This window comes from Pseudomonas sp. FG86 (assembly GCF_057808775.1).
The window spans coordinates 1-20,096 of sequence record NZ_JBMDIS010000104.1; the positions used below are offsets into that span (position 1 = coordinate 1).

The following is a 20,096-nucleotide window of genomic DNA, read 5'->3' on the forward strand; positions in this document are numbered from 1 at the left end:
ACCCCTGTTACCGCCGTGAAAGGGCGGTGTCCTAGGCCACTAGACGAAGGGGACAAAACCTTCTGTACAACTGATCAGCGCTGAGGACTGATCGATTCAAGGACGGTGTGGCCAGACCTTGAACCTGTAAATTGGTGGAGCTAAACGGGATCGAACCGTTGACCTCTTGCATGCCATGCAAGCGCTCTCCCAGCTGAGCTATAGCCCCTCATCGGTGAGGACGGGGCGAATCTTAATGGCGCTTTAGAAAGGTGTCAAATTTATTTTCAACAATTTCTAAAAATTTTTGCCGGGATAACAATCACTTACCAGACAAACCCCGGAAAACCGGGGTTTGGCCGCTACAGCAGCTGACTCAGGCGATAGCGCCCAGCAGCTTTTCCCATTCCTTGTTTTCTTTCTTCGACACACCGCCAAGCAAATCAAGGGCTTGGCGTAGACGGAAACGCGTCAGGTCCGGGCCAAGAATTTCCATCGCATCAAGCACCGACACCGAACTGGCCTGGCCGGTGATCGCGGCGAACATCAGCGGCATGGCGTCGCGCAATTTCAGTTCGAGGGATTCAACCACCGCCTGGATCGTCGCGGTAATCGCCTCCTTCTCCCACTGGCGCAGGCTTTCGAGCTTCCACAGGATCAACTGCATCAACTGGCGAACCTGGTCACCGGAAAGCTTCTTGGATTCAAACAGCTTGGCATCCGGGCTCACGCCACCGGCAAAGAAGAAGCTGGCCAACGGTGCGACCTGGCTGAACGTCTCCACCCTGCCCTGCACCAGCGGTGCGATCTTCATCATGTATTCAGGGTTCAACGCCCACTGCTGCACGCGGCTGGCGAACTCTTCCACCGGCAGGTCACGCAGCCACTGGCCATTGAGCCACGACAATTTCTCGATATCGAAGATCGGCCCGCCCAGCGAAACGCGGGACAGGTCGAAGTTGTCGACCATTTCCTGCAACGAGAACTTCTCGCGCTCGTCCGGCATCGACCAGCCCATGCGGCCCAGGTAGTTGAGCATGGCTTCGGGCATAAAGCCCATGCGCTCGTAGAACGTCACCGAGGTGGGGTTCTTGCGCTTGGACAGCTTGCTCTTGTCCGGGTTACGCAGCAGCGGCATGTAGCACAGCTGCGGTTGTTCCCAGCCGAAGTATTCGTAGAGCAGGATCAGCTTCGGTGCCGACGGCAGCCATTCTTCACCGCGCAGCACGTGGGTGATACCCATCAGGTGGTCATCGACGACGTTGGCCAGGAAGTATGTCGGCAAGCCGTCCGTCTTCATCAGCACTTGCATGTCCATGCGGTCCCACGGGATCTCGACGTCACCGCGCAACATGTCCGGCACCACGCACACGCCTTCGCTCGGCACCTTCATGCGAATCACATGGGGCTCGCCGGCCGCCAGGCGCCGGGCCACTTCTTCTTTCGACAACAACAGCGCACGGCCGTCGTAACGTGGCGTTTCACCGCGCGCCTGCTGCTCGGCGCGCATCTGATCGAGCTCTTCGGCGGTGCAGAAACAAGGGAACGCATGGCCCATGTCGACCAATTGCTGGGTGTACTGCTTGTAGATGTCGCTGCGCTCGCTCTGACGGTACGGGCCATGCGGGCCGCCGACGTCCGGGCCTTCTGACCAGGTAATGCCCAACCAGCGCAGGGCATCGAAAATCTGCTGTTCCGACTCACGGGTCGAACGCAGTTGATCGGTGTCTTCGATCCGCAGGATGAATTCACCGCCATGCTGCTTGGCAAAGCAGTAGTTGAACAAGGCGATGTAGGCAGTACCGACGTGGGGATCCCCAGTAGGCGATGGCGCGATGCGCGTGCGGACGGTGGTCATGGCAGGTCTCGAATGGGCGATATAACTGAAAATTGAAACAAGGGGCGAATGGTAACAGCCTGGGTGATTTCTGGAAAACCGAGGCGCGGCCATCGGGGGCAAGCCCCCTCCCACACCGGACCGGTTCTCGGCATGAGAATGCAGTCAAATGTGGGAGGGGGCTTGCCCCCGATGAGGCCGGTTGAGTCAGCGCAAATCAGACCGTCAGCAACCGCTCACGCAACTTGCCGATCTCATCGCGCGTCTGCGCCGCTGCCTCGAACTCCAGATCCCGCGCCAGCTGGTACATCTTCTCTTCCAGCTGGCGAATCCGCTTGGTGATCTCGCTCGGCGAGCGCAGTTCGTTTTCGTACTTGGCGCTTTCCTCGGCAGCCTTGGCCATGCCCTTGCGCTTTTTGCTGCGCGAGCCAGGCACGGTGGCACCTTCCATGATGTCGGCGACGTCCTTGAACACGCCCTTGGGCGTAATGCCGTTGGCCAGGTTAAAGGCGATCTGCTTGTCGCGGCGGCGCTCGGTCTCGCCGATCGCCCGTTCCATGGAGCCGGTAATACGATCGGCATAGAGAATCGCCCGGCCATTGAGGTTACGCGCCGCACGGCCGATGGTCTGGATCAGCGAACGCTCTGAGCGCAGGAAGCCCTCCTTGTCCGCGTCCAGGATCGCCACCAGCGACACCTCGGGCATATCCAGGCCCTCACGCAGCAGGTTGATCCCCACCAATACATCGAAGGTGCCCAGGCGCAGGTCGCGGATGATCTCCACGCGCTCCACGGTGTCGATGTCCGAGTGCAGGTAACGCACCCGTACGCCGTGGTCGGCCAGGTAGTCGGTCAAGTCTTCGGACATGCGCTTGGTCAGCGTGGTGACCAGCACCCGCTCTTCCAGGGCCACGCGCTTGGTGATTTCCGAGAGCAGATCGTCAACCTGGGTCAGCGCCGGGCGGATTTCGATCTGTGGGTCCACCAGGCCTGTCGGGCGCACCAGTTGCTCGATCACGCGGCCGGCATGCTCGGCCTCGTAGTTCCCCGGTGTCGCCGACACGAAAATGGTCTGGGGGCTGATACTTTCCCATTCATCGAAGCGCATCGGCCGGTTATCCAGCGCCGACGGCAGGCGGAAACCGTATTCCACCAAGGTTTCCTTGCGCGAGCGGTCGCCCTTATACATGGCGCCCACTTGCGGCACGCTGACGTGGGATTCGTCGATCACCAGCAGCGCATCGGGCGGCAGGTAGTCGTAGAGGGTCGGCGGCGGCGCCCCGGATTCGCGGCCCGAGAGGTAGCGCGAGTAGTTTTCGATGCCGTTGCAGTAGCCCAACTCGAGGATCATCTCCAGGTCGAAGCGGGTGCGCTGTTCAAGGCGCTGGGCGTCCACCAGCTTATTGTTGGCGCGCAGGTACTCAAGGCGCTCGGCCAACTCGACCTTGATGCCCTCGATGGCGCCCATCAACGTCTCGCGCGGGGTCACATAGTGGCTTTTCGGATAAAAGGTGAAGCGCGGCAGTTTGCGGATCACCTCGCCGGTCAACGGGTCGAACGCCGACAGGCTCTCGACTTCATCGTCAAACAGCTCGATGCGGATCGCTTCCAGGTCGGATTCGGCCGGGTAGATGTCGATCACATCGCCGCGCACGCGAAAGGTGGCGCGGGCAAAGTCCATGTCGTTGCGTGTGTATTGCAGGCTCGTCAGGCGACGCAGCAGTTCACGCTGGTCAAGTTTGTCACCGCGATCGACGTGCAGCACCATCTTCAAGTAGGTTTCCGGGCTGCCCAGGCCGTAGATGCACGACACCGTGGTAACGATGATCGCGTCCTTGCGCTCCAGCAGCGCCTTGGTCGCCGACAACCGCATCTGCTCGATATGGTCGTTGATCGACGCATCCTTCTCGATAAAGGTATCGGAGGACGGCACGTAGGCTTCGGGCTGGTAGTAGTCGTAATAGGAAACGAAGTACTCCACCGCGTTGTTCGGGAAGAACGCCTTGAACTCGCCATACAGTTGCGCAGCCAGGGTCTTGTTCGGCGCCAGCACCAAGGTCGGGCGGTTCACCTGCGCGATCACGTTGGCAATGCTGAAGGTCTTGCCCGAACCGGTCACCCCGAGCAGCGTCTGGTGCGCCAGGCCGGCCTCGATGCCTTCGACCATCAAGCGAATCGCTTCGGGCTGGTCGCCGGCGGGTTCAAAGCGGGTGACGAGCTGGAAATCCGACATAACGTACCTCTTTCAAGTCACCCCAGGCTGACAACCGCCGAGGACGAAATAGCTCAGCAACCCGCGAATTCTCATCGCAGGTTGCAGGAAAAAACCATGATAGCTGTAGAAGTGGTGGCGAATGTGATGGGTTTCAAGGTAATCCTCCTACATGGCCCTTCCCCCCAATGTTGCAATAAGACTAACGGTCGGCAAATAAACCGAAAAACTTGGCCGAAAAGCCGTTTCGGCTGTCGCCCTCAGGCGTGATGGCCTCTATACTAGCTCCCCGTTTGTGCACCGCTCTAGTGCATTCGGCTGGAGCGCGACACGTCCCTCCTTTCCCCCATAGAGCTGCCGCAAAAATGAGCCTGTTCTCCGCTGTCGAAATGGCACCACGCGATCCTATCCTGGGCCTCAACGAAGCATTCAACGCCGATACACGAACCACCAAGGTCAACCTTGGCGTGGGCGTTTACTGCAACGAGGAGGGGAAGATTCCACTCCTGCGTGCCGTTGCCGAAGCGGAAGCCATTCGCGTGGCGCAACACGCTGCCCGTGGCTACTTGCCGATCGACGGCATCGTGGCCTACGACCAGGCCGTGCAAAAACTGCTGTTTGGCGCTGAGTCGCCACTGCTGGGCGCCGGCCGCGTCATCACCGCGCAAGCCGTCGGCGGTACCGGTGCCCTGAGAATCGGCGCCGACTTCCTCAAGCAACTGCTGCCCAATGCCGTGGTTGCCATCAGCGACCCCAGCTGGGAAAACCACCAGGCACTGTTCGAAAAAGCCGGTTTCCCGGTGCAGACCTACCGCTACTACGACGCCGCCACCCACGACGTGAACCGTGCCGGCCTGCTCGAAGACCTCAACGCCCTGCCGCCGCAGTCCATCGTGGTGCTGCACGCCTGCTGCCACAACCCGACCGGCGTCGACCTGAGCCCGGCGGACTGGCAACACGTGCTGGACGTGGTCAAGGCCAAGAACCTGGTGCCGTTCCTCGATATGGCTTACCAGGGCTTTGGCGACGGCATCCACGAAGACGCCGCTGCCGTGCGCCTGTTCGCGGAATCCGGCCTGACCTTCTTTGTCTCCAGCTCGTTCTCCAAGTCGTTCTCCCTGTATGGCGAACGCGTGGGCGCACTGTCGATCGTCAGCGAGTCCAAGGAAGAAAGCGCGCGCATCCTGTCCCAGGTCAAGCGCGTGATCCGCACCAACTACTCCAACCCGCCGACCCACGGCGCAGCGATCGTGGCGGCGGTGCTGAACAACCCTGAACTGCGTGCCCAGTGGGAAGCCGAGCTGGCCGAAATGCGCCTGCGCATCCGTGGCATGCGTGAGCAAATGGTGGCCGAGCTGGCCAAGGCTGCTCCGGGCCACGACTTCAGCTTCGTCGGCCGCCAGCGTGGGATGTTCTCCTACTCGGGCCTGACCGTGGAGCAAGTCACCCGCTTGCGCACCGAGTTTGGTATTTACGCGCTGGACACCGGGCGTATCTGTGTGGCGGCGTTGAACCAGTCGAACATCGGTGCGGTAACAAAGGCGATTGTTCAGGTTCTATAAGCCTGACGGCGTTATACGAAGGGAAGCCGTGGCTTCCCTTTTTAATGCCTGTCGGAAAATACCCTGCTCCCCTAGACTGAGCACCGATTGCCCTTTTGCTGTGAGAGCCCTATGAAAAACGACGACCTGAACCTGCACGCCGATCCCGACGACCAGGAGTACTTCGCTCCGCGCGCGCCGCAAGCCAAGCGCCAGAAAAGCCTGGTGCTGCAAGTGGCGCTGGGAGTGTTCCTGGGTGGCCTGGCGTTGTGGCTGGTGCAGTTGGGCGCGACGGCACTCATGGCGAAACTGGCCATGGGCACCCTGCAATTCGGCGGCTGAACACGACCCGCAGTGGTAGGAGCGAGCTTGCTCGCGAAAAACGCAGGGACACCGCGTTTATCCAGAATGCCCGCGTTATCGTTAACGACCTTCGCGAGCAAGCTCGCGCCTACAGTGGCCGCGCTCCTCCAGCAACTTCACAAAACTGTTCAAACTCTGCGACACCGTGCCCCGTCGCCAGATCAGCCAGGTGTGCAACAGGCGGAAACTGTCCGTCAGCGGCCACACGCTCACCGTGGTAAACCCCGGCATGCTTTCCAGCATGCTGCGCGGCATCAGCGCCAGGCCGGCCCCGGCACTGACGCAGGCGAGCATGCCGTGGTAGGACTCCATCTCGAAGATGCGGCCCGGCACCGCGCCATCCTGTGAGAACCAACGCTCGAAGTGATGCCGGTACGAACAATTCGAACGAAAGGTATAGATACTTTCCCCGTTCACATCCTGCCCGCGGGTGATCGGCGCATGCTGCAACGGCGCAATCACCACCATCTCTTCCTCGAACACCGCCACGCCTTCCAGGGTGGCATGCAATACCGGCCCATCCACAAACGCCGCCGCCAGGCGTCCCGACAACACGCCTTCGATCATCGTCCCGGACGGCCCGGTGCTCAGGTCCAGCTCGACCTTGGCGTGCTTCTGGTTGTACGCCGCCAGTAACGCCGGAATGCGCACCGCGGCCGTGCTCTCCAACGAACCGAGGGCAAATGCCCCCTGGGGCTCCTCCCCCGCCACCGTCGCGCGGGCTTCCTGCACCAGGTCAAGAATGCGCCGCGCATAGCCAAGGAAGTTCCACCCGGCTGGCGACAGGCGCAGGCGGCTTTTCTCGCGGATGAATAATTCCACACCCAGATCCTGCTCCAGTTGCTTGATGCGCGTGGTCAGGTTCGACGGCACCCGATGAATCAACTGCGCCGCGGCACTGATGCTGCCTTGCTCGGCAACGGCCTTGAAGATTTCCAGCTGCACCAGATCCAAATCATTCTCCAATCGTGAATGTATTGCTCAATATTATTCAGTTTCCAGAAAAGATGCAGCCCCGTAGGCTGACCCCAATCCACTCATTCAGCCGGACGGTGCCATGAACGCTATCACCCACCAGACCCACGCCCTGTCGATCAACCCCACTACCGGGGCGACGGTCGGCAGCTACCCCTACGAAACCGAAGCCCAGTTGGACGCCGCCCTCAACCGTGCCACCCACGCCTTCCGCACCTGGCGCCGCCAGCCGGTCAGCGAGCGCTCGGCCCTGTTGCTGGCCCTGGCCGCTGCCCTGCGTGATCAAGCCGAAGAGATGGCACAGATGATCACCTTGGAAATGGGCAAACCCATCGTCCAGGCCCGTGCCGAAATCGAGAAATGCGCCCAGCTCAGCGAGTGGTACGCCGCCCACGGCCCGGCCATGCTCGCCCCGGAACCGACCCTGGTGGACAACGGCACCGCCCATATCGAATACCGCCCGCTGGGCCCGATCCTCGCCGTGATGCCGTGGAACTTCCCGGTGTGGCAAGTCCTGCGCGGCGCGGTGCCGACGCTGCTCGCCGGCAACACCTACGTGCTCAAACACGCGCCGAATGTCATGGGCAGCGCCTACCTGATGAAAGCCGCGTTCGACAAAGCCGGCTTCGCCGAAGGCTTGTTCGAAGTGCTCAATGTGACCCAGGAAGGCGTGTCAAAAGCCATCGCCGACCCGCGCATCGCCGCCGTTACCCTCACCGGCAGCGTGCGTGCCGGCATGGCCATCGGCTCCCAGGCCGGTGCCGCGCTGAAGAAATGCGTACTGGAATTGGGCGGTTCCGACCCGTTCATCGTGCTCAACGATGCCGACCTCGATGCCGCCGTCCAGGCCGCCGTGATCGGCCGCTTCCAGAACAGCGGCCAAGTCTGCGCCGCGGCCAAGCGCCTGATCGTCGAATCGGGTGTGGTGGAGGCCTTCACCGCCAAGTTTGTCGAAGCCAGCCGTGCCCTGGTGACGGGCGACCCGACCTCGACCGCCACCTACGTCGGCCCCATGGCCCGCTTCGACCTGCGCGACGAACTGCACGCCCAGGTCCAGGCGACCCTGGCGCAAGGCGCGACCCTGCTGCTGGGCGGCGACAAAGTAGCCGGCGCCGGCAACTACTACGCGCCGACCGTACTGGCCGACGTCACCGACCAGATGACCTCGTTCAAAGAGGAACTGTTCGGCCCCGTGGCCTCGATCATCACCGCCCGCGACGCCGACCATGCCGTGGCCCTGGCCAATGACAGCGAGTTCGGCCTCACCGCGAGCATCTTCACCAGGGATTCAGCCAAGGCCCGCGACATTGCGAACCAGCTGGAAACCGGCGGGATCTTCGTGAATGCTTTCAGCGTCTCCGACCCTCGGGTGGCGTTTGGTGGCGTGAAGAAGAGCGGCTTCGGGCGCGAGTTGTCGCACTTTGGCGTGCGCGAGTTCTGCAACGCGCAGACCGTTTGGCTGGATCGCAAGTAAGTTCGGGCAGGCCCTGAACCTGCCTCAACAGCGAATATGCCGCCGCACACACTGCACCAGCCCATCCAGCGCCTGCGACTTCACCGGCGCCAGCACGCAGACCGTGTGCTCACGCTCGCCTTCCGTCACGGTCAACGTGTAATGCACCTGGCTTGGGTTGCCGGGTTCTGGCGCGGTGCTTTGCGGCAACTCAAAGAAGTTTGACGCCTCGATCAGTTGCCGCAATTCCTGCTGGTCCGGCTCGGGCAGCGTGTCCAGCTGCACCGTACGAGGTTTGGCCAGCCCCGGAAAAAACGCCGGCCCGCCGTTTTCCTTGATCGAAATTTGCATGGCTGCTCCTCACCGCACAGGCGGTTTGTCACACATGAATGCCAACCGCTTTCCAGCCCTCCTTGACCGCCTTCTGCTCATCCTTGTTCGCGCCATACAGTCGACCGGCGATATCGTAGGTAATCCGCGCGAAGCGCAGGAACCCTGAGTTCGGCCGCAAGCGCGCATCGCGCAATGCGTCATACCAGATCCGCCCCGCACGTTCCCAGGCAAACCCACCCAGCTTCGTGGCCACCTGATAGAACGCATGGTTGGGAATGCCAGAATTGATATGCACCCCGCCATTGTCCTCGTAAGTCTGTACGAAATCATCCATATGCCCCGGTTGTGGGTCCTTGCCCAGCAACTTGTCGTCAAAGGCAGTACCGGGTGCTTTCATCGAGCGCAGCGCAATGCCTTTGATCTTGTCGGTAAACAACCCTTTGCCGATCAACCAATCGGCATCTTGCGCCTTCTGCTGTAACGAGTACTGTTTGATCAGCGAGCCAAACACATCCGACAACGACTCGTTCAAGGCGCCGGATTGATTGAAATACATCAGTTTGGCTTCATCCTCGGTCACGCCGTGGGCCAATTCATGGCCAATCACATCAAGCGCGATCGTGAACCGGTTGAATAATTGCTGATCGCCATCACCAAACACCATCTGGGTCGAGTTCCAGAACGCATTGTTGTAGTTCTGGCCAAAATGCACGGTCGCGTCCAGCGCCATACCGGCATCGTCGATGGAGTTGCGGTCGAAGACCTGGTCAAAAAAATCGAACGTGGCGCCCAAACCGTCATAAGCTTCGTCTACCGCCGCATCGCCGCTGGCGGGCTGCCCTTCGCCGCGGATCAGCTTGCCTGGCAGGCTATCCGTGCCCTCGGCGCCGTAGATCGAACGCCGTTTGCCGGCGCCCATGGCCAAGGCCATACGGGCCGGGCCATGAGCGGGCTCGGCGACCATGCGCAACGAGCGGAACGTGCTGTCCTTGGCACGGGTACGTAGCGCGACGTCCCGTTGCGTTTTATTACCGTTACGCGCGATCTGGTCGAGGATGTAAGGCGGGATCAAGCAGAAAATCGCCTGGCGCGGGTGGCGAACACACATGGGCTGGCTCCTTTTGGCGGGTAATGAACGTCCGGGTCACCGGTTCAGGATAGCCCTGCTGCGGGCACCTGGCCCTAATTGTCATGAACCTGTGTTGCAGTCGTGTTTACCCAAGACTGCGAGGAACTCGCGATGCCAGCACGCAAAGCCAAAATTGACCTGACCCACCGCCCCCGGCTCGTCGATCTACGCCCGTTGATCCCGGCCACCCCCAGCCTGATGGAAGCCAGGGCGGCGACGCCCCGTGTGACGCCCGCCAAGGATTTGCAGGACCGGCGTGGCTACGCACCCGACTTTCTCAGCGGCTTCGCCGTGCCGTGGCCCACGGTGGATGAGGCATTGGCAACTGACGTCCAGCCGCTGCGCCTGGACTACACGCATTTCTCGGTGACCCTGTCACGTTCCCGACGGATGGCGCTCTATGTGGGCGTGAATATCGACGGCGGACAGGCGGTGGATATCGTTCGCAGCAACGACACCTGGGCCTACGACGGCCGCCTGCCCATCAGCGCGCAGATCGGCGACGAGCTCTACACCAACAACGGCCTGGATCGCGGCCACCTGGTGCGACGACAGGATCCCAACTGGGGCGACGAGGCCAACACCGCCAACCTCGATACGTTCCATTTCACCAATTGCTCGCCGCAGATGAGCGGGTTCAACCAGAAGACCTGGCTGGAGCTCGAAGACTACATTCTCGACAACACACAACGCTGGAAGGCCCGGGCCACGGTGTTTACCGGCCCGGTGTTGGCCGATGACGACCGTGTCTACCGCGGCGTGAAAATCCCCAAGGCATTCTGGAAAGTGGTGGCCTACCTCGGCGACGACGGCAAGCCCTCTGCCAGCGCCTACATGATCGACCAGAGCCGTGAACTCGGTCAGCTTGATCTGGTATTTGGCCAACTGCGGACCTACCGGCGCAGTGTGATCCAGATCGAGCAATTGACCGGCATCCGTTTCGCCAACCTGGCCGACTACGACGGTTTCAGCAATGAAGAGCGCGCAACGGGGACGCGAATTGAAGCACTGATCCGCGGCCCTGAAGATATACGCCTCTGACCGGCTACCGCGGCTTTATGTGGGCGCGAGCCTGCACGCGCCTACAGAAAGCCGCCATTCGGTTCCCCCTCCCCAGCCCAATCGACTACCATACTGCGCCGGTTCCCAAACGGGACTAATAGGGAATCCGAAGCGCGGTACCCCCGCGTCAATCGGAACTGCCCCCGCAACTGTAGATGCCGAGCCTGCTCCTCAACGCCACTGGATACCCTCCGGGAAGGCTGGAGCCGGGTGAAGACGCATCAGTCAGGAGACCTGCCGGCCCAGTAAAACCACTAACCGGCGGGGTGTCCGGGAAGGACATCCTTGGCTGCCTCCACCGCAGCGTCCGAGGGCGTATTTCCGAACCGTACCTCCCCAGTTCCACGTACGGCTCCCAGGAGATTGCCCCATGCTGCCACGCGTTACCGCCTTGCTCACCGGCCTGGGCTTCTGTGCCCTGGCCCAGGCGACGCCCACCCACTACCCGCTGACGCTGGAGAACTGCGGCAGCACCCTGACCTTTCAGCAAGCGCCCACCCGCAGCGTAACCATTGGCCAGGCGGCGACCGAAATGCTCTACGCCCTGGGTGTGGGCAACACAGTGGTCGGCACGGCGTTGTGGTTCAACAACGTGTTGCCGCAGTTCAAGGCACAGAACGACACCATCGAGCGCCTGGCCAACAATGAGCCAAGCTTCGAAGCGGTCATTGCCAAGCGCCCGCAACTGGTGGCCGCCGAGTTGGAATGGGTGGTTGGCCCACAAGGCGTGGTCGGCACCCGCGAGCAGTTTCATGAATTGAAGATCCCCACCTACCTGCTGCCGTCCGACTGCGAAGGCAAGAACAACCTGGTGGGCGCCGACGGCACACGCCTGGAGCCGTTCCGCATCGACACCATATATAAAAGCATCAGCCAACTGGCCGAGATTTTCGACGTGCCGGACCGCGGCCAGCAACTGAACGAGGCGCTCAAGGCGCGCCTGGCCAAGTCCGTCGCCACCGCCCGCAACAAAGGCCTCAAACAGGCCAGTGCGCTGGTGTGGTTCTCCAGCGCCGAAATGGCCAGCGATCCCTATGTGGCCGGCCACAAGGGTGTCCCCGAATTCATGCTGCAAACCCTCGGCTTGCACAACGTGGTGCAGTCCGATGAAGAGTGGCCCGCCGTCGGCTGGGAAACCCTCGCCAAAGCCAACCCCACCTTCCTGGTGATCGCGCGCATGGACCGCCGCCGCTACCCGGCCGACAACTACGAACAGAAACTGGCCTTCCTGCGCAGCGACCCGGTGACACGCAACATGGACGCGGTGAAACACAACCGCATCATCATCCTTGACGCCATGGCCCTACAGGCCAGCGTGCGTACTTTCGATGGGCTCGACCAACTGGCGAGCGCCATCGACAGCTACGACCTGCCCAAATGAGCAGAACGCTCCTCGCCCTGGCGCTGCTGTTGATCGCCATACTGGCCGGCGTAGCCATCGGCGAAACCGCCATCGAGCCACAGGTAGTGCTCCAGGTGTTGGCCAATAAACTGTGGGCCGCCGGCTACGCGCTGGACCCTATCGACGAAGGCGTGGTGTGGAACTATCGCCTCACTCGCACGCTGGTCGCCGCCGCCTGCGGTGCGGGGCTGGCCACATGCGGGGTGATTCTGCAGTCGTTGTTGCGCAACCCCTTGGCCGATCCCTACCTGCTTGGCATCAGTGCGGGCGCCTCGACCGGTGCAGTCCTGGTGGTGCTGATGGGGGTCGGCGGTGGCTTGATCTCGCTGTCCGCCGGCGCCTTTGCCGGGGCGATGGCGGCGTTTGCGCTGGTGATTTTGCTCGCCCGGGCCAGCGGGTCGTCGAGCGGCACCGGCCAGATCATCCTGGCAGGCATCGCCGGTTCGCAGCTGTTCAACGCGCTGACCGCGTTCCTGATCACCAAGTCCGCCAGCTCCGAACAGGCGCGCGGCATCCTGTTCTGGTTGCTGGGTAATCTCAGCGGCGTGCGTTGGTCGTCGGTGTGGCTGGCGGTACCGGTGGCCGTCGCGGGGTTGGCGGTGTGCCTGTGGCACCGCCGCGCACTGGATGCATTCACCTTCGGCAGCGACTCGGCGGCGTCCCTCGGCATCCCGGTGCGCCGCGTACAGTTTGTGCTGGTGGGCTGCGCGGCGTTGGTCACGGCGGTGATGGTGTCGATTGTCGGCTCCATTGGTTTTGTCGGCCTGGTGATCCCCCACGCCGCACGCCTGTTGCTCGGTACCGGGCACTCACGCTTGCTGCCGGCCAGCGCCTTGGGTGGCGCGTTGTTTTTGATTGCAGCCGATGTGCTGTCACGCACCTTGATCAAGGGCCAGGTCATTCCAGTGGGTGTGGTCACCGCACTCGTCGGCGCGCCGGTATTTGCGCTGATCCTGATCGGCCGGAGGAATGCGCGATGACGGTGCTGAGTTGCACGGCCCTGGGCTTCAAGGTGCGAGAGGCCGAGTTGCTGCGCGATATTCACCTGGAAGTCCAGTCGGGGGAAACCTTGGGTATCGTCGGGCCGAACGGCTCCGGCAAATCGACCCTGCTCAAACTGCTCGCCGGCTTGCGCGCACCGGCCAGCGGCGAGGTGCACCTGGGCGGTGAGCGTTTGGGCGCGCTGTCCCGCCGCGCCATCGCGCAACGCCTGGCGGTGGTGGAGCAACAGGCCGACACCGACGATGCCATCCGCGTCTTCGACGCCGTGGCACTGGGCCGCACACCGTGGTTGTCGGCGCTGAGCCCGTGGTCCAGCGAAGACGATCGCATCGTGCGCCAGGCCCTGCACGACGTCGACGCCACCCACCTGAGCCAACGCGCCTGGCGCAGCCTCTCCGGCGGTGAGCGCCAACGCGTGCACATCGCCCGCGCCCTGGCGCAACGGCCACAGATCCTGTTGCTGGATGAGCCGACCAATCACCTGGACATCCAGCATCAACTGACGATCTTGAAAGGCGTGCAGGCGTTACCCGTCACCACCTTGATCGCCCTGCACGACCTCAACCAGGCGCTGACCTGTGACCGCCTGGCCGTGCTGGATCATGGGCGATTGGTGGCACTGGGCAAACCGCTGGAGGTGCTGACGCCGCAACGCCTGCAGGAAACCTTCGGCGTGCAGGCGCATTACCTGACAGACCCGTTCGACGGCGCGCAGATACTGCGGTTGCGCCCAAACTGAGAGTTAACAACGCGGCCCAACAGTGTCATCGGGGGCGAGCCCTAATGCCAGTCAGTCAAGGAGGAAAACGGTAATTCTGGAGAGCGGGCTAATTGTGGAAAGCGGGCTTGTTGTGGAAAGCGGGCTTGTTGTGGCGAGCGGGCTTGCCCCGCGTTGGGGCGCGAAGCGGCCCCAAAACCTGACGATTTAATAGGCCTGTATAAACGCGGTGGCCTTACTGGGGCTGCTTTGCAGCCCAACGCGGGGCAAGCCCGCTCGCCACAACAAGCCCGCTTCGTTTTCCTCCTTGACTGACTGGCATTAGGGCAAGGCCCGTCATACGAAAGCCCATGATGGGTACCTCTTGAAGCAAGGGCCCATCAGGCAAGAACCGCGGCAGGTTTACGGTGCTACAGCGATCCGGCGCGCGACCCACGCCCGGCTATAGGCCAGCACGTTCTCGGTGATCGCCAACGGAAAATGGATAAACCCATGAGCCGCCTCCGGCAGCAGATGGGCTTCCACCGTCCCCCAGCGCTCAGCGATAAGCAGGGTGTCATCCTTGAGCGGGTCCAATGCCCCCACAAACATCAACGCCGGCGGCAACCCGCTGAAGTCGCCATACAACGGCGACAACGGTGGCTGTCGCCGCTGCTCATCGCTCAACCCTGGGGTCAGCCTGCGCAACGCGTCCACCATGCCAGGCCCATCCAGCAACAACGTCTGCGGGCCCGCCGCGCGTACGCTGGGAGTGCCGGTCAAATCATAGACGCCGTAATACAACACCGCACCGATCACGCGCTGGAGCAAATCCGGCCACTGCTTCAATGCCAGCAATGTCGCCGCCGCCAAGTGCGCACCGGCCGATTCCCCCACGACAATCACCGGCAACCCGGCAAATTCCGCGCAGTCACCCAACAGCCAGCGCGCGGCGCTCAAACAATCCTCCATCAGCCCTTCTATCGGTGTATCGACCGCCAGCCGATAATCCACCGACACCACCGCCACCTCGCACGCGTTCACCAGGCCCAGGTTGAGGTCATCATCCATCTGCGCATTGCCGATCACCCAACCGCCGCCGTGGATATCCAGCACCACGCCCTTGGGCTTGCCGCTCGGCCGCAAGATACGCACGGGGACTGCGCCCACGAATTGAGTCTCGGCCAGCGGCGCCCGCTTGAACGTTTGACTGACCCGCAACAGCGCCTGAATCAAACGCGGTGTCACGCGATTGCGGATTTTGAAGCGCGGCAGCCAAGTGAGCTTTTGGTTGAAGCGGCGCATTTGAGCCAGTTCAGGCGCACTGGCGGGCCAGGGTTTATGGGCCATCAGCGGTTATTGCGCAAAATCGAGAAATTCAACGCCGCCGCCACGCACAGCCACGCCAGGTACGGGAACAGGATCAGCCCGGTAATCAGGTCCAGGCGCACGGCCAATACCACCATTGCGGCGACGGTGAGCCACAACAACACGATGATCAGCATACCGGCGAGCAACTGATGCGCACCGAAAAATACCGGTGTCCACAGCGTGTTCAACGCAATCTGCGCCGCCCACAATGCCAGCACCGGCTGGCTGTCGGGGATCAGGCTCAAGCGGTAACCGGCCCAGGCCAACAGCAGGTAGATAATGCTCCAGGCCACCGGGAACAGCCAGTTGGGCGGGGTGAAGCCGGGCTTGACCAGGGATTCGTACCAGGCACCGGGTTTGAAAATGACACCGGTGCTGGCGGCAGCGGCGCAAGCCAGGAGGAATATAAAGAAGGTCATCGTCTGTCCTTGGCTGAGTTCAGTGGCGTGCAACGGGGAAGTCTTTCTGCATGCATCTTCAATGACTCCAGCACGCGCGCAAAAATTCCATCCGGCGTGGCGATTTGCGCGAGCGGGCGCCTCTTCTGTGCGTCATCAAAATTCGCTAAGGTGCCTCGATACCCTAGCCTATCTTGCCCTTATCGAGACCCTCCACCTTGGCCCACTCTCCCACTGATCGCCCCACCCGCATCTGGGGAGTGTTCCTGATCTTCCTGCGTCTGGGCCTGACCTCCTTCGGCGGTCCCGTCGCGCACCTGGGCTATTTCAGGCACGAATTCGTGACCCGGCGCAGTTGGCTGAGCGAGCGCAGCTATGGGGATTTGGTCGCGCTGTGCCAGTTCCTGCCCGGCCCGGCCAGCAGCCAGGTGGGCATCGCGCTCGGCCTGTCGCGGGCCGGCTACGGCGGAGCGCTGGCGGCGTGGCTGGGGTTTACGCTGCCGTCCGCCGTCGTGCTGATCCTGTTTGCCCTGGGCATTGCCCAACACAGCACCGCCATCCCGCCCGGCGCGCTGCACGGCCTCAAGGTGGTGGCTGTCGCGGTGGTCGCCCAGGCCGTATGGGGCATGGCGCGCAACCTGTGTACCGACGCACCGCGCATCACCCTGATGCTGCTCGCCGCCTGCGTGGCCCTGCTGCAAAGCTCTGCGTGGGGCCAGGTCGGGGTGATCAGCGCAGCGGCGGTGGCTGGCCTGCTGCTGTTCAAGCCCACACCGCCCGCCGCGCACGATGCGTTGCCCGTGACCATCAGCCGTCGTGCAGGGGCAATGTGGTTGTCGCTGTTTGTGCTGGTGCTGGCCGGCCTGCCGATCCTGGCCCACTGGCTCCCCAACCCAAGCCTGGCGTTAACCGACGCCTTCTACCGCACCGGCGCGCTGGTATTTGGCGGCGGCCACGTGGTACTGCCCCTGCTGCAAGCCGAAGTGGTGCCCACCGGCTGGGTCAGCAACGACGTGTTCCTGGCCGGCTACGGTGCCGCCCAAGCCATGCCCGGCCCCTTGTTCACCTTCGCGGCTTTCCTCGGTGCCTCCATGACCCAAGCCCCGACCGGCTGGCTCGGCGGCCTGCTCTGCCTGCTGGCGATCTTCGCACCCTCGTTTTTGCTGGTGATGGGCGCACTGCCCTTCTGGGAAAGCCTGCGCCGCAGCCCTCGCACCCAGGCCGCGCTGGCAGGCGTGAACGCCGCGGTGGTCGGCCTGTTGCTGGCGGCGTTGTATCAGCCGGTGTGGACCAGCGCGATCTTTACCGCCCAGGACTTCGGCCTGGCGCTGATTGGCGTGGTGGCGTTGATGGTGTGGAAGCTGCCACCGTGGCTGGTGGTGGTAGGAAGCGGCGCGGCGGGATGGTTATTAAGTCTTACGGTGTGAAGCTTGCAGCCAACGCGCATCGCCCTGCCGAGTTAATCCCTAGCCCTTCAACTCACCCGCCCGATTGCTCGCCGCATCGTCGTAAGCCACGTACAACGACTCGGCAATTTGGCTTTTGATGGCTTTGGTGGATTCCAGCCCCAGCACAAAACCTTCCGCCTTGCCGCCGGCACGGTTGAGTTCTTCGTGAGTGGCCGCGCCCGTGATGGCGTCGAGAAGCTTGGCGGCGTGAGGGCCTACACCTTTGGGCAGGGAGATTTGGTCGATGGTCATTACGGTACCTTCAAGGATGGAGATCGGTAGCGCGTGGAACCACTGCCGGGGTGGCATGGTAGACCGGTTAGCGGAGAAAGGGGTTGCTTTCGGCCAGACGCTCGACGGTTTCAACACCGGATCTGCGTTGTTTTAGAAAGCGAGGCGCTTGACTGGAGGGGATTGGGTGAGTCGTAGCTCAACTATTTCAACGTGCAGGATCGTACAAGCCAGCTAACCACCCCCTCGATATCCTGACACCTCTCAACTACCCGAGTATCGGTCATGGCCCAGTCACAGCACCCAACACAACCTGTAAACCTCACGCAAAAAGCTTCGCTCATCAATGAGCAATGGAGCCCGAGGGTCGTCGCCGAGATGAACGACTACCAGTTCAAGGTGGTGCGTATCGAAGGAGAGTTCATCTGGCACTCGCACCCGGAAACCGACGAGGCGTTTCTTGTGCTTGAAGGGACGCTGCGTATCGACCTTCCAGAAGGTCCCGTGTACGTGGCGCCGGGTGAACTGTATGTGGTCCCCCGTGGCGTCGAGCATCGGACGGCCGCTGAAGGTGAAGCCAAGCTGATGATGATCGAACCGCGCGGCATTCTGAACACCGGCCATGAAGGCGGAGAGCGTACTGCCACAAATGATCTGTGGATCTGAACGGCTGGGGCTCGTCGCCCCGCTTTTGAACTTGGCGCCGAGGGCGAGGATAGCGAGTACGGCCAACGGGTGAGGCGGTGCAAGCCGCCTGATGCACCGGTAAAAACCACTGCGCCCACCAATAGACGGCGTCGGTCGTGATGGGTTAGTCAGCCTCCCCTACTCTTCAACACTGTGTATCAACGCCGCAAACAGCTCGCCACGCGGCCTCTTGTTCCACGGGATATCGGCACTTTCAAACCACGCCTGCCCGGCTTCCGGATGGGGGCCGCTCAGTACCACCACGCCTTTTTCATAGGCATAACGCGCCGCGGCGACGTCGCCGTTATGGTAGGTCGCGAGGGTTTTATAGCGTGTGGTCGTGCGGGGTGTGGGGAAGTAAGGGCCATCCTGATAGAAGACGTGGTCCGGCGTGCCCGCCCAGGTGACGCGAACCGCCGCGTCGTCGAGGGTGGTCACTTCAAAGCCTGGGCGGCCGACTTCGCTGTCGAGGGCCTGCGGGATCAGGCCGAAGTTGTTTTCGTCCGCCAGGTAGGCGCCCATGCACAAGCCCAGGTAACGACCACCCTGGGCGACATAATTGCGAATGGCCTCGACGCGAGCATCGCCCAGGCTGTCGAGGGCGGCGGGAATGTCCTGGCCGCCGCCGGGTTGCACATAGAGATCGTAGCGGGCGAGGGTTTGCGCGGTGATGTCGATCGGTTCGTCGGCGCCGACGAAGTCGATCTGGTAAGTCGGGTCGAGACGCAGCAGTGCCCTTTTCACGCTTTCCGAACAGTCCTCGCAGCCCGCCGGGCCGCGGTAGATCGCCACATGGGTGAGGGGTGTGGCGGCGTGCGCCGACACTGTGGCAAACGCCAGTAACGCGGCGGCGATAGCGTACGACTTCATGGCAGTGGGCTCTTGGCAGGGAGGGCATGGGTGATCCAGCGCACAGCCTAAATCGAATGGGCTGTTGAATCCGTTAACAGTTGTAAACACCCCCAGGTGCCTTGGGTACCCTGCAGGCCGGCTCGAAAGGCGGCATGCAATGGATCTGAAATTCAGTCACGTCGATATATTGGTCGAGCATCTCGAGATAGGGTTGTTGTGGCGAGCGGGGGGCGCATTATCGGGTTGCCCAAACGCTTCGGGCACTTCTCCATCGAGATTCTGGAGGAGAAGGGGCTGAAAGCCTTTATCGACGCAGCGTTTGCCGACGAACCGGTCAATTAGGGCACTCCTTCGCAGCAGCGCAGTCTCTACCTGAACACCCACTTTTGCCCAGCGGAGCCTCACATGATCATTGTCCACCACCTCAACAACTCGCGCTCGCAGCGCATTCTATGGCTGCTCGAAGAGCTCGGCCTGCCCTACGAGATCAAGCGCTACCAGCGCGACCCGAAAACCAATCTTGCGCCACCGGAGCTCAAGGCCATTCATCCGCTGGGCAAATCCCCGGTGATTGAAGACGGCTCCCGCGTGGTGATCGAGTCCGCTGCGATCATCGACTACCTGATCCGCCGCCATGGCGAAGGCCGCCTGCAGCCAGACCCGGCGACCGCCACCTATGACGAGTACGTGCAGTGGCTGCACTTCGCCGAAGGTTCGGCCATGTTGCCGTTGATGCTCAACCTGTACGTCGGGCGCCTGGGGGAAGCCGGTGCGCCGTTGCATCCGCGTATCGAGTCCGAGGTGGCCAATTACCTGGGTTATCTGAACGACGCCCTGGGCAACTCTCCATATCTGGTGGGTGACACGTTGAGCGGCGCGGATATCCAGATGAGCTTTATCGGCGAGATTGCCAAGGCCCAGGGCAAGTTGCAGGCGTACCCGAACCTGGCCGCCTGGGTGCAGCGGTTCCAGGCGCGACCCGCGTATCGCCAGGCGTTGGAACAGGGCGGAGCGTATGCGTTTGCGAAGTGAGGACGCTGTTGTGACAAGCGGGGTTGTTGTTGTGGCAAGCGGGCTTGTTGTGGCGAGCGGGCTTGCCCCGCGTTGGGCTGCGCAGCAGCCCC

Annotated in this window: 19 protein-coding genes, 1 tRNA gene and 1 riboswitch; of the genes, 10 read left to right on the forward strand and 10 right to left on the reverse strand. The window is 62.2% G+C overall.

Features of this window, described 5'->3' with window-relative positions; genetic code table 11:
• Positions 1-132 precede the first annotated feature (132 nt).
• From ACODSV_RS32345 to uvrB, 3 genes are all read right to left on the reverse strand, one after another.
• Positions 133-208: transfer RNA gene (locus ACODSV_RS32345), tRNA-Ala, on the reverse strand.
• A 147-nt stretch (positions 209-355) separates the two neighbouring features.
• Positions 356-1,837 (reverse strand): glutamate--tRNA ligase, encoded by a 1,482-nt coding sequence (gene gltX, locus ACODSV_RS32350; protein WP_024076519.1) that lies wholly within the window; start codon positions 1,835-1,837, stop codon positions 356-358.
• A 196-nt stretch (positions 1,838-2,033) separates the two neighbouring features.
• Positions 2,034-4,049: an excinuclease ABC subunit UvrB gene (gene uvrB / locus ACODSV_RS32355; protein ID WP_489047334.1), complete on the reverse strand. Its 2,016-nt coding sequence runs from the start codon at positions 4,047-4,049 to the stop codon at positions 2,034-2,036.
• 344 nt (positions 4,050-4,393) lie between these two features.
• Here uvrB and ACODSV_RS32360 point away from each other — a divergent pair, with 344 nt between their 5' ends.
• Positions 4,394-5,590 carry an amino acid aminotransferase gene (locus tag ACODSV_RS32360; protein WP_150056164.1) on the forward strand — a complete coding sequence of 399 codons (1,197 nt, stop codon included), beginning with the start codon at positions 4,394-4,396 and terminating at the stop codon, positions 5,588-5,590.
• 111 nt (positions 5,591-5,701) lie between these two features.
• Positions 5,702-5,911 (forward strand): hypothetical protein, encoded by a 210-nt coding sequence (locus ACODSV_RS32365; RefSeq protein ID WP_024076522.1) that lies wholly within the window; start codon positions 5,702-5,704, stop codon positions 5,909-5,911.
• Positions 5,912-5,992: 81 nt separating this feature from the next.
• On the opposite strand, the gene ptrR is transcribed toward ACODSV_RS32365, so the two are convergent.
• Positions 5,993-6,886, reverse strand: coding sequence for a putrescine utilization regulator PtrR (ptrR, locus tag ACODSV_RS32370; RefSeq protein WP_069076637.1), 894 nt, complete (start codon positions 6,884-6,886; stop codon positions 5,993-5,995).
• A 103-nt stretch (positions 6,887-6,989) separates the two neighbouring features.
• Here ptrR and ACODSV_RS32375 point away from each other — a divergent pair, with 103 nt between their 5' ends.
• Positions 6,990-8,381 (forward strand): aldehyde dehydrogenase family protein, encoded by a 1,392-nt coding sequence (locus ACODSV_RS32375; protein WP_150056444.1) that lies wholly within the window; start codon positions 6,990-6,992, stop codon positions 8,379-8,381.
• A 24-nt stretch (positions 8,382-8,405) separates the two neighbouring features.
• On the opposite strand, the gene ACODSV_RS32380 is transcribed toward ACODSV_RS32375, so the two are convergent.
• Positions 8,406-8,711 (reverse strand): protealysin inhibitor emfourin, encoded by a 306-nt coding sequence (locus tag ACODSV_RS32380; protein ID WP_024076525.1) that lies wholly within the window; start codon positions 8,709-8,711, stop codon positions 8,406-8,408.
• A 28-nt stretch (positions 8,712-8,739) separates the two neighbouring features.
• The gene (locus tag ACODSV_RS32385) at positions 8,740-9,801 is read right to left on the reverse strand and encodes a M4 family metallopeptidase (RefSeq protein WP_024076526.1); all 1,062 of its coding nucleotides are present in this window, start codon (positions 9,799-9,801) and stop codon (positions 8,740-8,742) included.
• Positions 9,802-9,933: 132 nt separating this feature from the next.
• Between ACODSV_RS32385 and ACODSV_RS32390 the strand changes: the two genes are divergently transcribed.
• From ACODSV_RS32390 to ACODSV_RS32405, 4 genes are all read left to right on the forward strand, one after another.
• Positions 9,934-10,863: a DNA/RNA non-specific endonuclease gene (locus ACODSV_RS32390; protein WP_024076527.1), complete on the forward strand. Its 930-nt coding sequence runs from the start codon at positions 9,934-9,936 to the stop codon at positions 10,861-10,863.
• 82 nt (positions 10,864-10,945) lie between these two features.
• Positions 10,946-11,140: riboswitch (cobalamin riboswitch) on the forward strand.
• Positions 11,141-11,254: 114 nt separating this feature from the next.
• Entirely contained in the window at positions 11,255-12,265 is a 1,011-nt protein-coding gene (locus ACODSV_RS32395) for an ABC transporter substrate-binding protein (RefSeq protein ID WP_150056442.1), read from the forward strand.
• Entirely contained in the window at positions 12,262-13,266 is a 1,005-nt protein-coding gene (locus ACODSV_RS32400; RefSeq protein ID WP_150056441.1) for a FecCD family ABC transporter permease, read from the forward strand. The genes ACODSV_RS32395 and ACODSV_RS32400 overlap by 4 nt, the downstream gene beginning before the upstream one ends.
• Entirely contained in the window at positions 13,263-14,027 is a 765-nt protein-coding gene (locus ACODSV_RS32405) for an ABC transporter ATP-binding protein (RefSeq protein WP_150056440.1), read from the forward strand. The genes ACODSV_RS32400 and ACODSV_RS32405 overlap by 4 nt, the downstream gene beginning before the upstream one ends.
• A gap of 381 nt (positions 14,028-14,408) precedes the next feature.
• Here the strand turns inward: ACODSV_RS32405 and ACODSV_RS32410 are convergent, their stop codons facing one another.
• A complete protein-coding gene (locus tag ACODSV_RS32410; RefSeq protein WP_150095487.1) occupies positions 14,409-15,335 on the reverse strand; it encodes an alpha/beta hydrolase fold domain-containing protein in 927 nt (308 codons plus the stop codon).
• Positions 15,335-15,775, reverse strand: coding sequence for a tryptophan-rich sensory protein TspO (gene tspO / locus ACODSV_RS32415; RefSeq protein WP_069076632.1), 441 nt, complete (start codon positions 15,773-15,775; stop codon positions 15,335-15,337). The genes ACODSV_RS32410 and tspO overlap by 1 nt, the downstream gene beginning before the upstream one ends.
• 197 nt (positions 15,776-15,972) lie before the next feature.
• On the opposite strand from tspO, the gene chrA reads away from it, so the two are divergent.
• Positions 15,973-17,181, forward strand: coding sequence for a chromate efflux transporter (chrA, locus tag ACODSV_RS32420; RefSeq protein WP_150055634.1), 1,209 nt, complete (start codon positions 15,973-15,975; stop codon positions 17,179-17,181).
• A gap of 39 nt (positions 17,182-17,220) precedes the next feature.
• Here chrA and ACODSV_RS32425 read toward each other — a convergent pair whose 3' ends face one another.
• Positions 17,221-17,454, reverse strand: a complete 234-nt coding sequence (locus ACODSV_RS32425) for a hypothetical protein (RefSeq protein WP_090406742.1) — start codon at positions 17,452-17,454, stop codon at positions 17,221-17,223.
• Between the two features lie 264 nt (positions 17,455-17,718).
• On the opposite strand from ACODSV_RS32425, the gene ACODSV_RS32430 reads away from it, so the two are divergent.
• A complete protein-coding gene (locus ACODSV_RS32430) occupies positions 17,719-18,099 on the forward strand; it encodes a cupin domain-containing protein (RefSeq protein WP_024076537.1) in 381 nt (126 codons plus the stop codon).
• Between the two features lie 159 nt (positions 18,100-18,258).
• Here ACODSV_RS32430 and ACODSV_RS32435 read toward each other — a convergent pair whose 3' ends face one another.
• Complete coding sequence (locus ACODSV_RS32435; RefSeq protein ID WP_150055633.1) at positions 18,259-18,990, reverse strand: BPL-N domain-containing protein; 732 nt, start codon at positions 18,988-18,990, stop codon at positions 18,259-18,261.
• A 387-nt stretch (positions 18,991-19,377) separates the two neighbouring features.
• Between ACODSV_RS32435 and ACODSV_RS32440 the strand changes: the two genes are divergently transcribed.
• Complete coding sequence (locus ACODSV_RS32440) at positions 19,378-20,004, forward strand: glutathione S-transferase family protein (RefSeq protein WP_069076629.1); 627 nt, start codon at positions 19,378-19,380, stop codon at positions 20,002-20,004.
• Positions 20,005-20,096 lie beyond the last annotated feature (92 nt).

Bases quoted from the DNA above. Each gene is read 5' to 3' on its own strand.
- gltX (WP_024076519.1), bottom strand. From the start codon at position 1,837: ATGACCACCGTCCGCACGCGCATCGCGCCATCGCCTACTGGGGATCCC.
- uvrB (WP_489047334.1), bottom strand. From the start codon at position 4,049: ATGTCGGATTTCCAGCTCGTCACCCGCTTTGAACCCGCCGGCGACCAG.
- ACODSV_RS32360 (WP_150056164.1), top strand. From the start codon at position 4,394: ATGAGCCTGTTCTCCGCTGTCGAAATGGCACCACGCGATCCTATCCTG.
- ACODSV_RS32365 (WP_024076522.1), top strand. From the start codon at position 5,702: ATGAAAAACGACGACCTGAACCTGCACGCCGATCCCGACGACCAGGAG.
- ACODSV_RS32375 (WP_150056444.1), top strand. From the start codon at position 6,990: ATGAACGCTATCACCCACCAGACCCACGCCCTGTCGATCAACCCCACT.
- ACODSV_RS32380 (WP_024076525.1), bottom strand. From the start codon at position 8,711: ATGCAAATTTCGATCAAGGAAAACGGCGGGCCGGCGTTTTTTCCGGGG.
- ACODSV_RS32385 (WP_024076526.1), bottom strand. From the start codon at position 9,801: ATGTGTGTTCGCCACCCGCGCCAGGCGATTTTCTGCTTGATCCCGCCT.
- ACODSV_RS32390 (WP_024076527.1), top strand. From the start codon at position 9,934: ATGCCAGCACGCAAAGCCAAAATTGACCTGACCCACCGCCCCCGGCTC.
- ACODSV_RS32395 (WP_150056442.1), top strand. From the start codon at position 11,255: ATGCTGCCACGCGTTACCGCCTTGCTCACCGGCCTGGGCTTCTGTGCC.
- ACODSV_RS32400 (WP_150056441.1), top strand. From the start codon at position 12,262: ATGAGCAGAACGCTCCTCGCCCTGGCGCTGCTGTTGATCGCCATACTG.
- ACODSV_RS32405 (WP_150056440.1), top strand. From the start codon at position 13,263: ATGACGGTGCTGAGTTGCACGGCCCTGGGCTTCAAGGTGCGAGAGGCC.
- ACODSV_RS32410 (WP_150095487.1), bottom strand. From the start codon at position 15,335: ATGGCCCATAAACCCTGGCCCGCCAGTGCGCCTGAACTGGCTCAAATG.
- tspO (WP_069076632.1), bottom strand. From the start codon at position 15,775: ATGACCTTCTTTATATTCCTCCTGGCTTGCGCCGCTGCCGCCAGCACC.
- ACODSV_RS32425 (WP_090406742.1), bottom strand. From the start codon at position 17,454: ATGACCATCGACCAAATCTCCCTGCCCAAAGGTGTAGGCCCTCACGCC.
- ACODSV_RS32430 (WP_024076537.1), top strand. From the start codon at position 17,719: ATGGCCCAGTCACAGCACCCAACACAACCTGTAAACCTCACGCAAAAA.
- ACODSV_RS32435 (WP_150055633.1), bottom strand. From the start codon at position 18,990: ATGAAGTCGTACGCTATCGCCGCCGCGTTACTGGCGTTTGCCACAGTG.
- ACODSV_RS32440 (WP_069076629.1), top strand. From the start codon at position 19,378: ATGATCATTGTCCACCACCTCAACAACTCGCGCTCGCAGCGCATTCTA.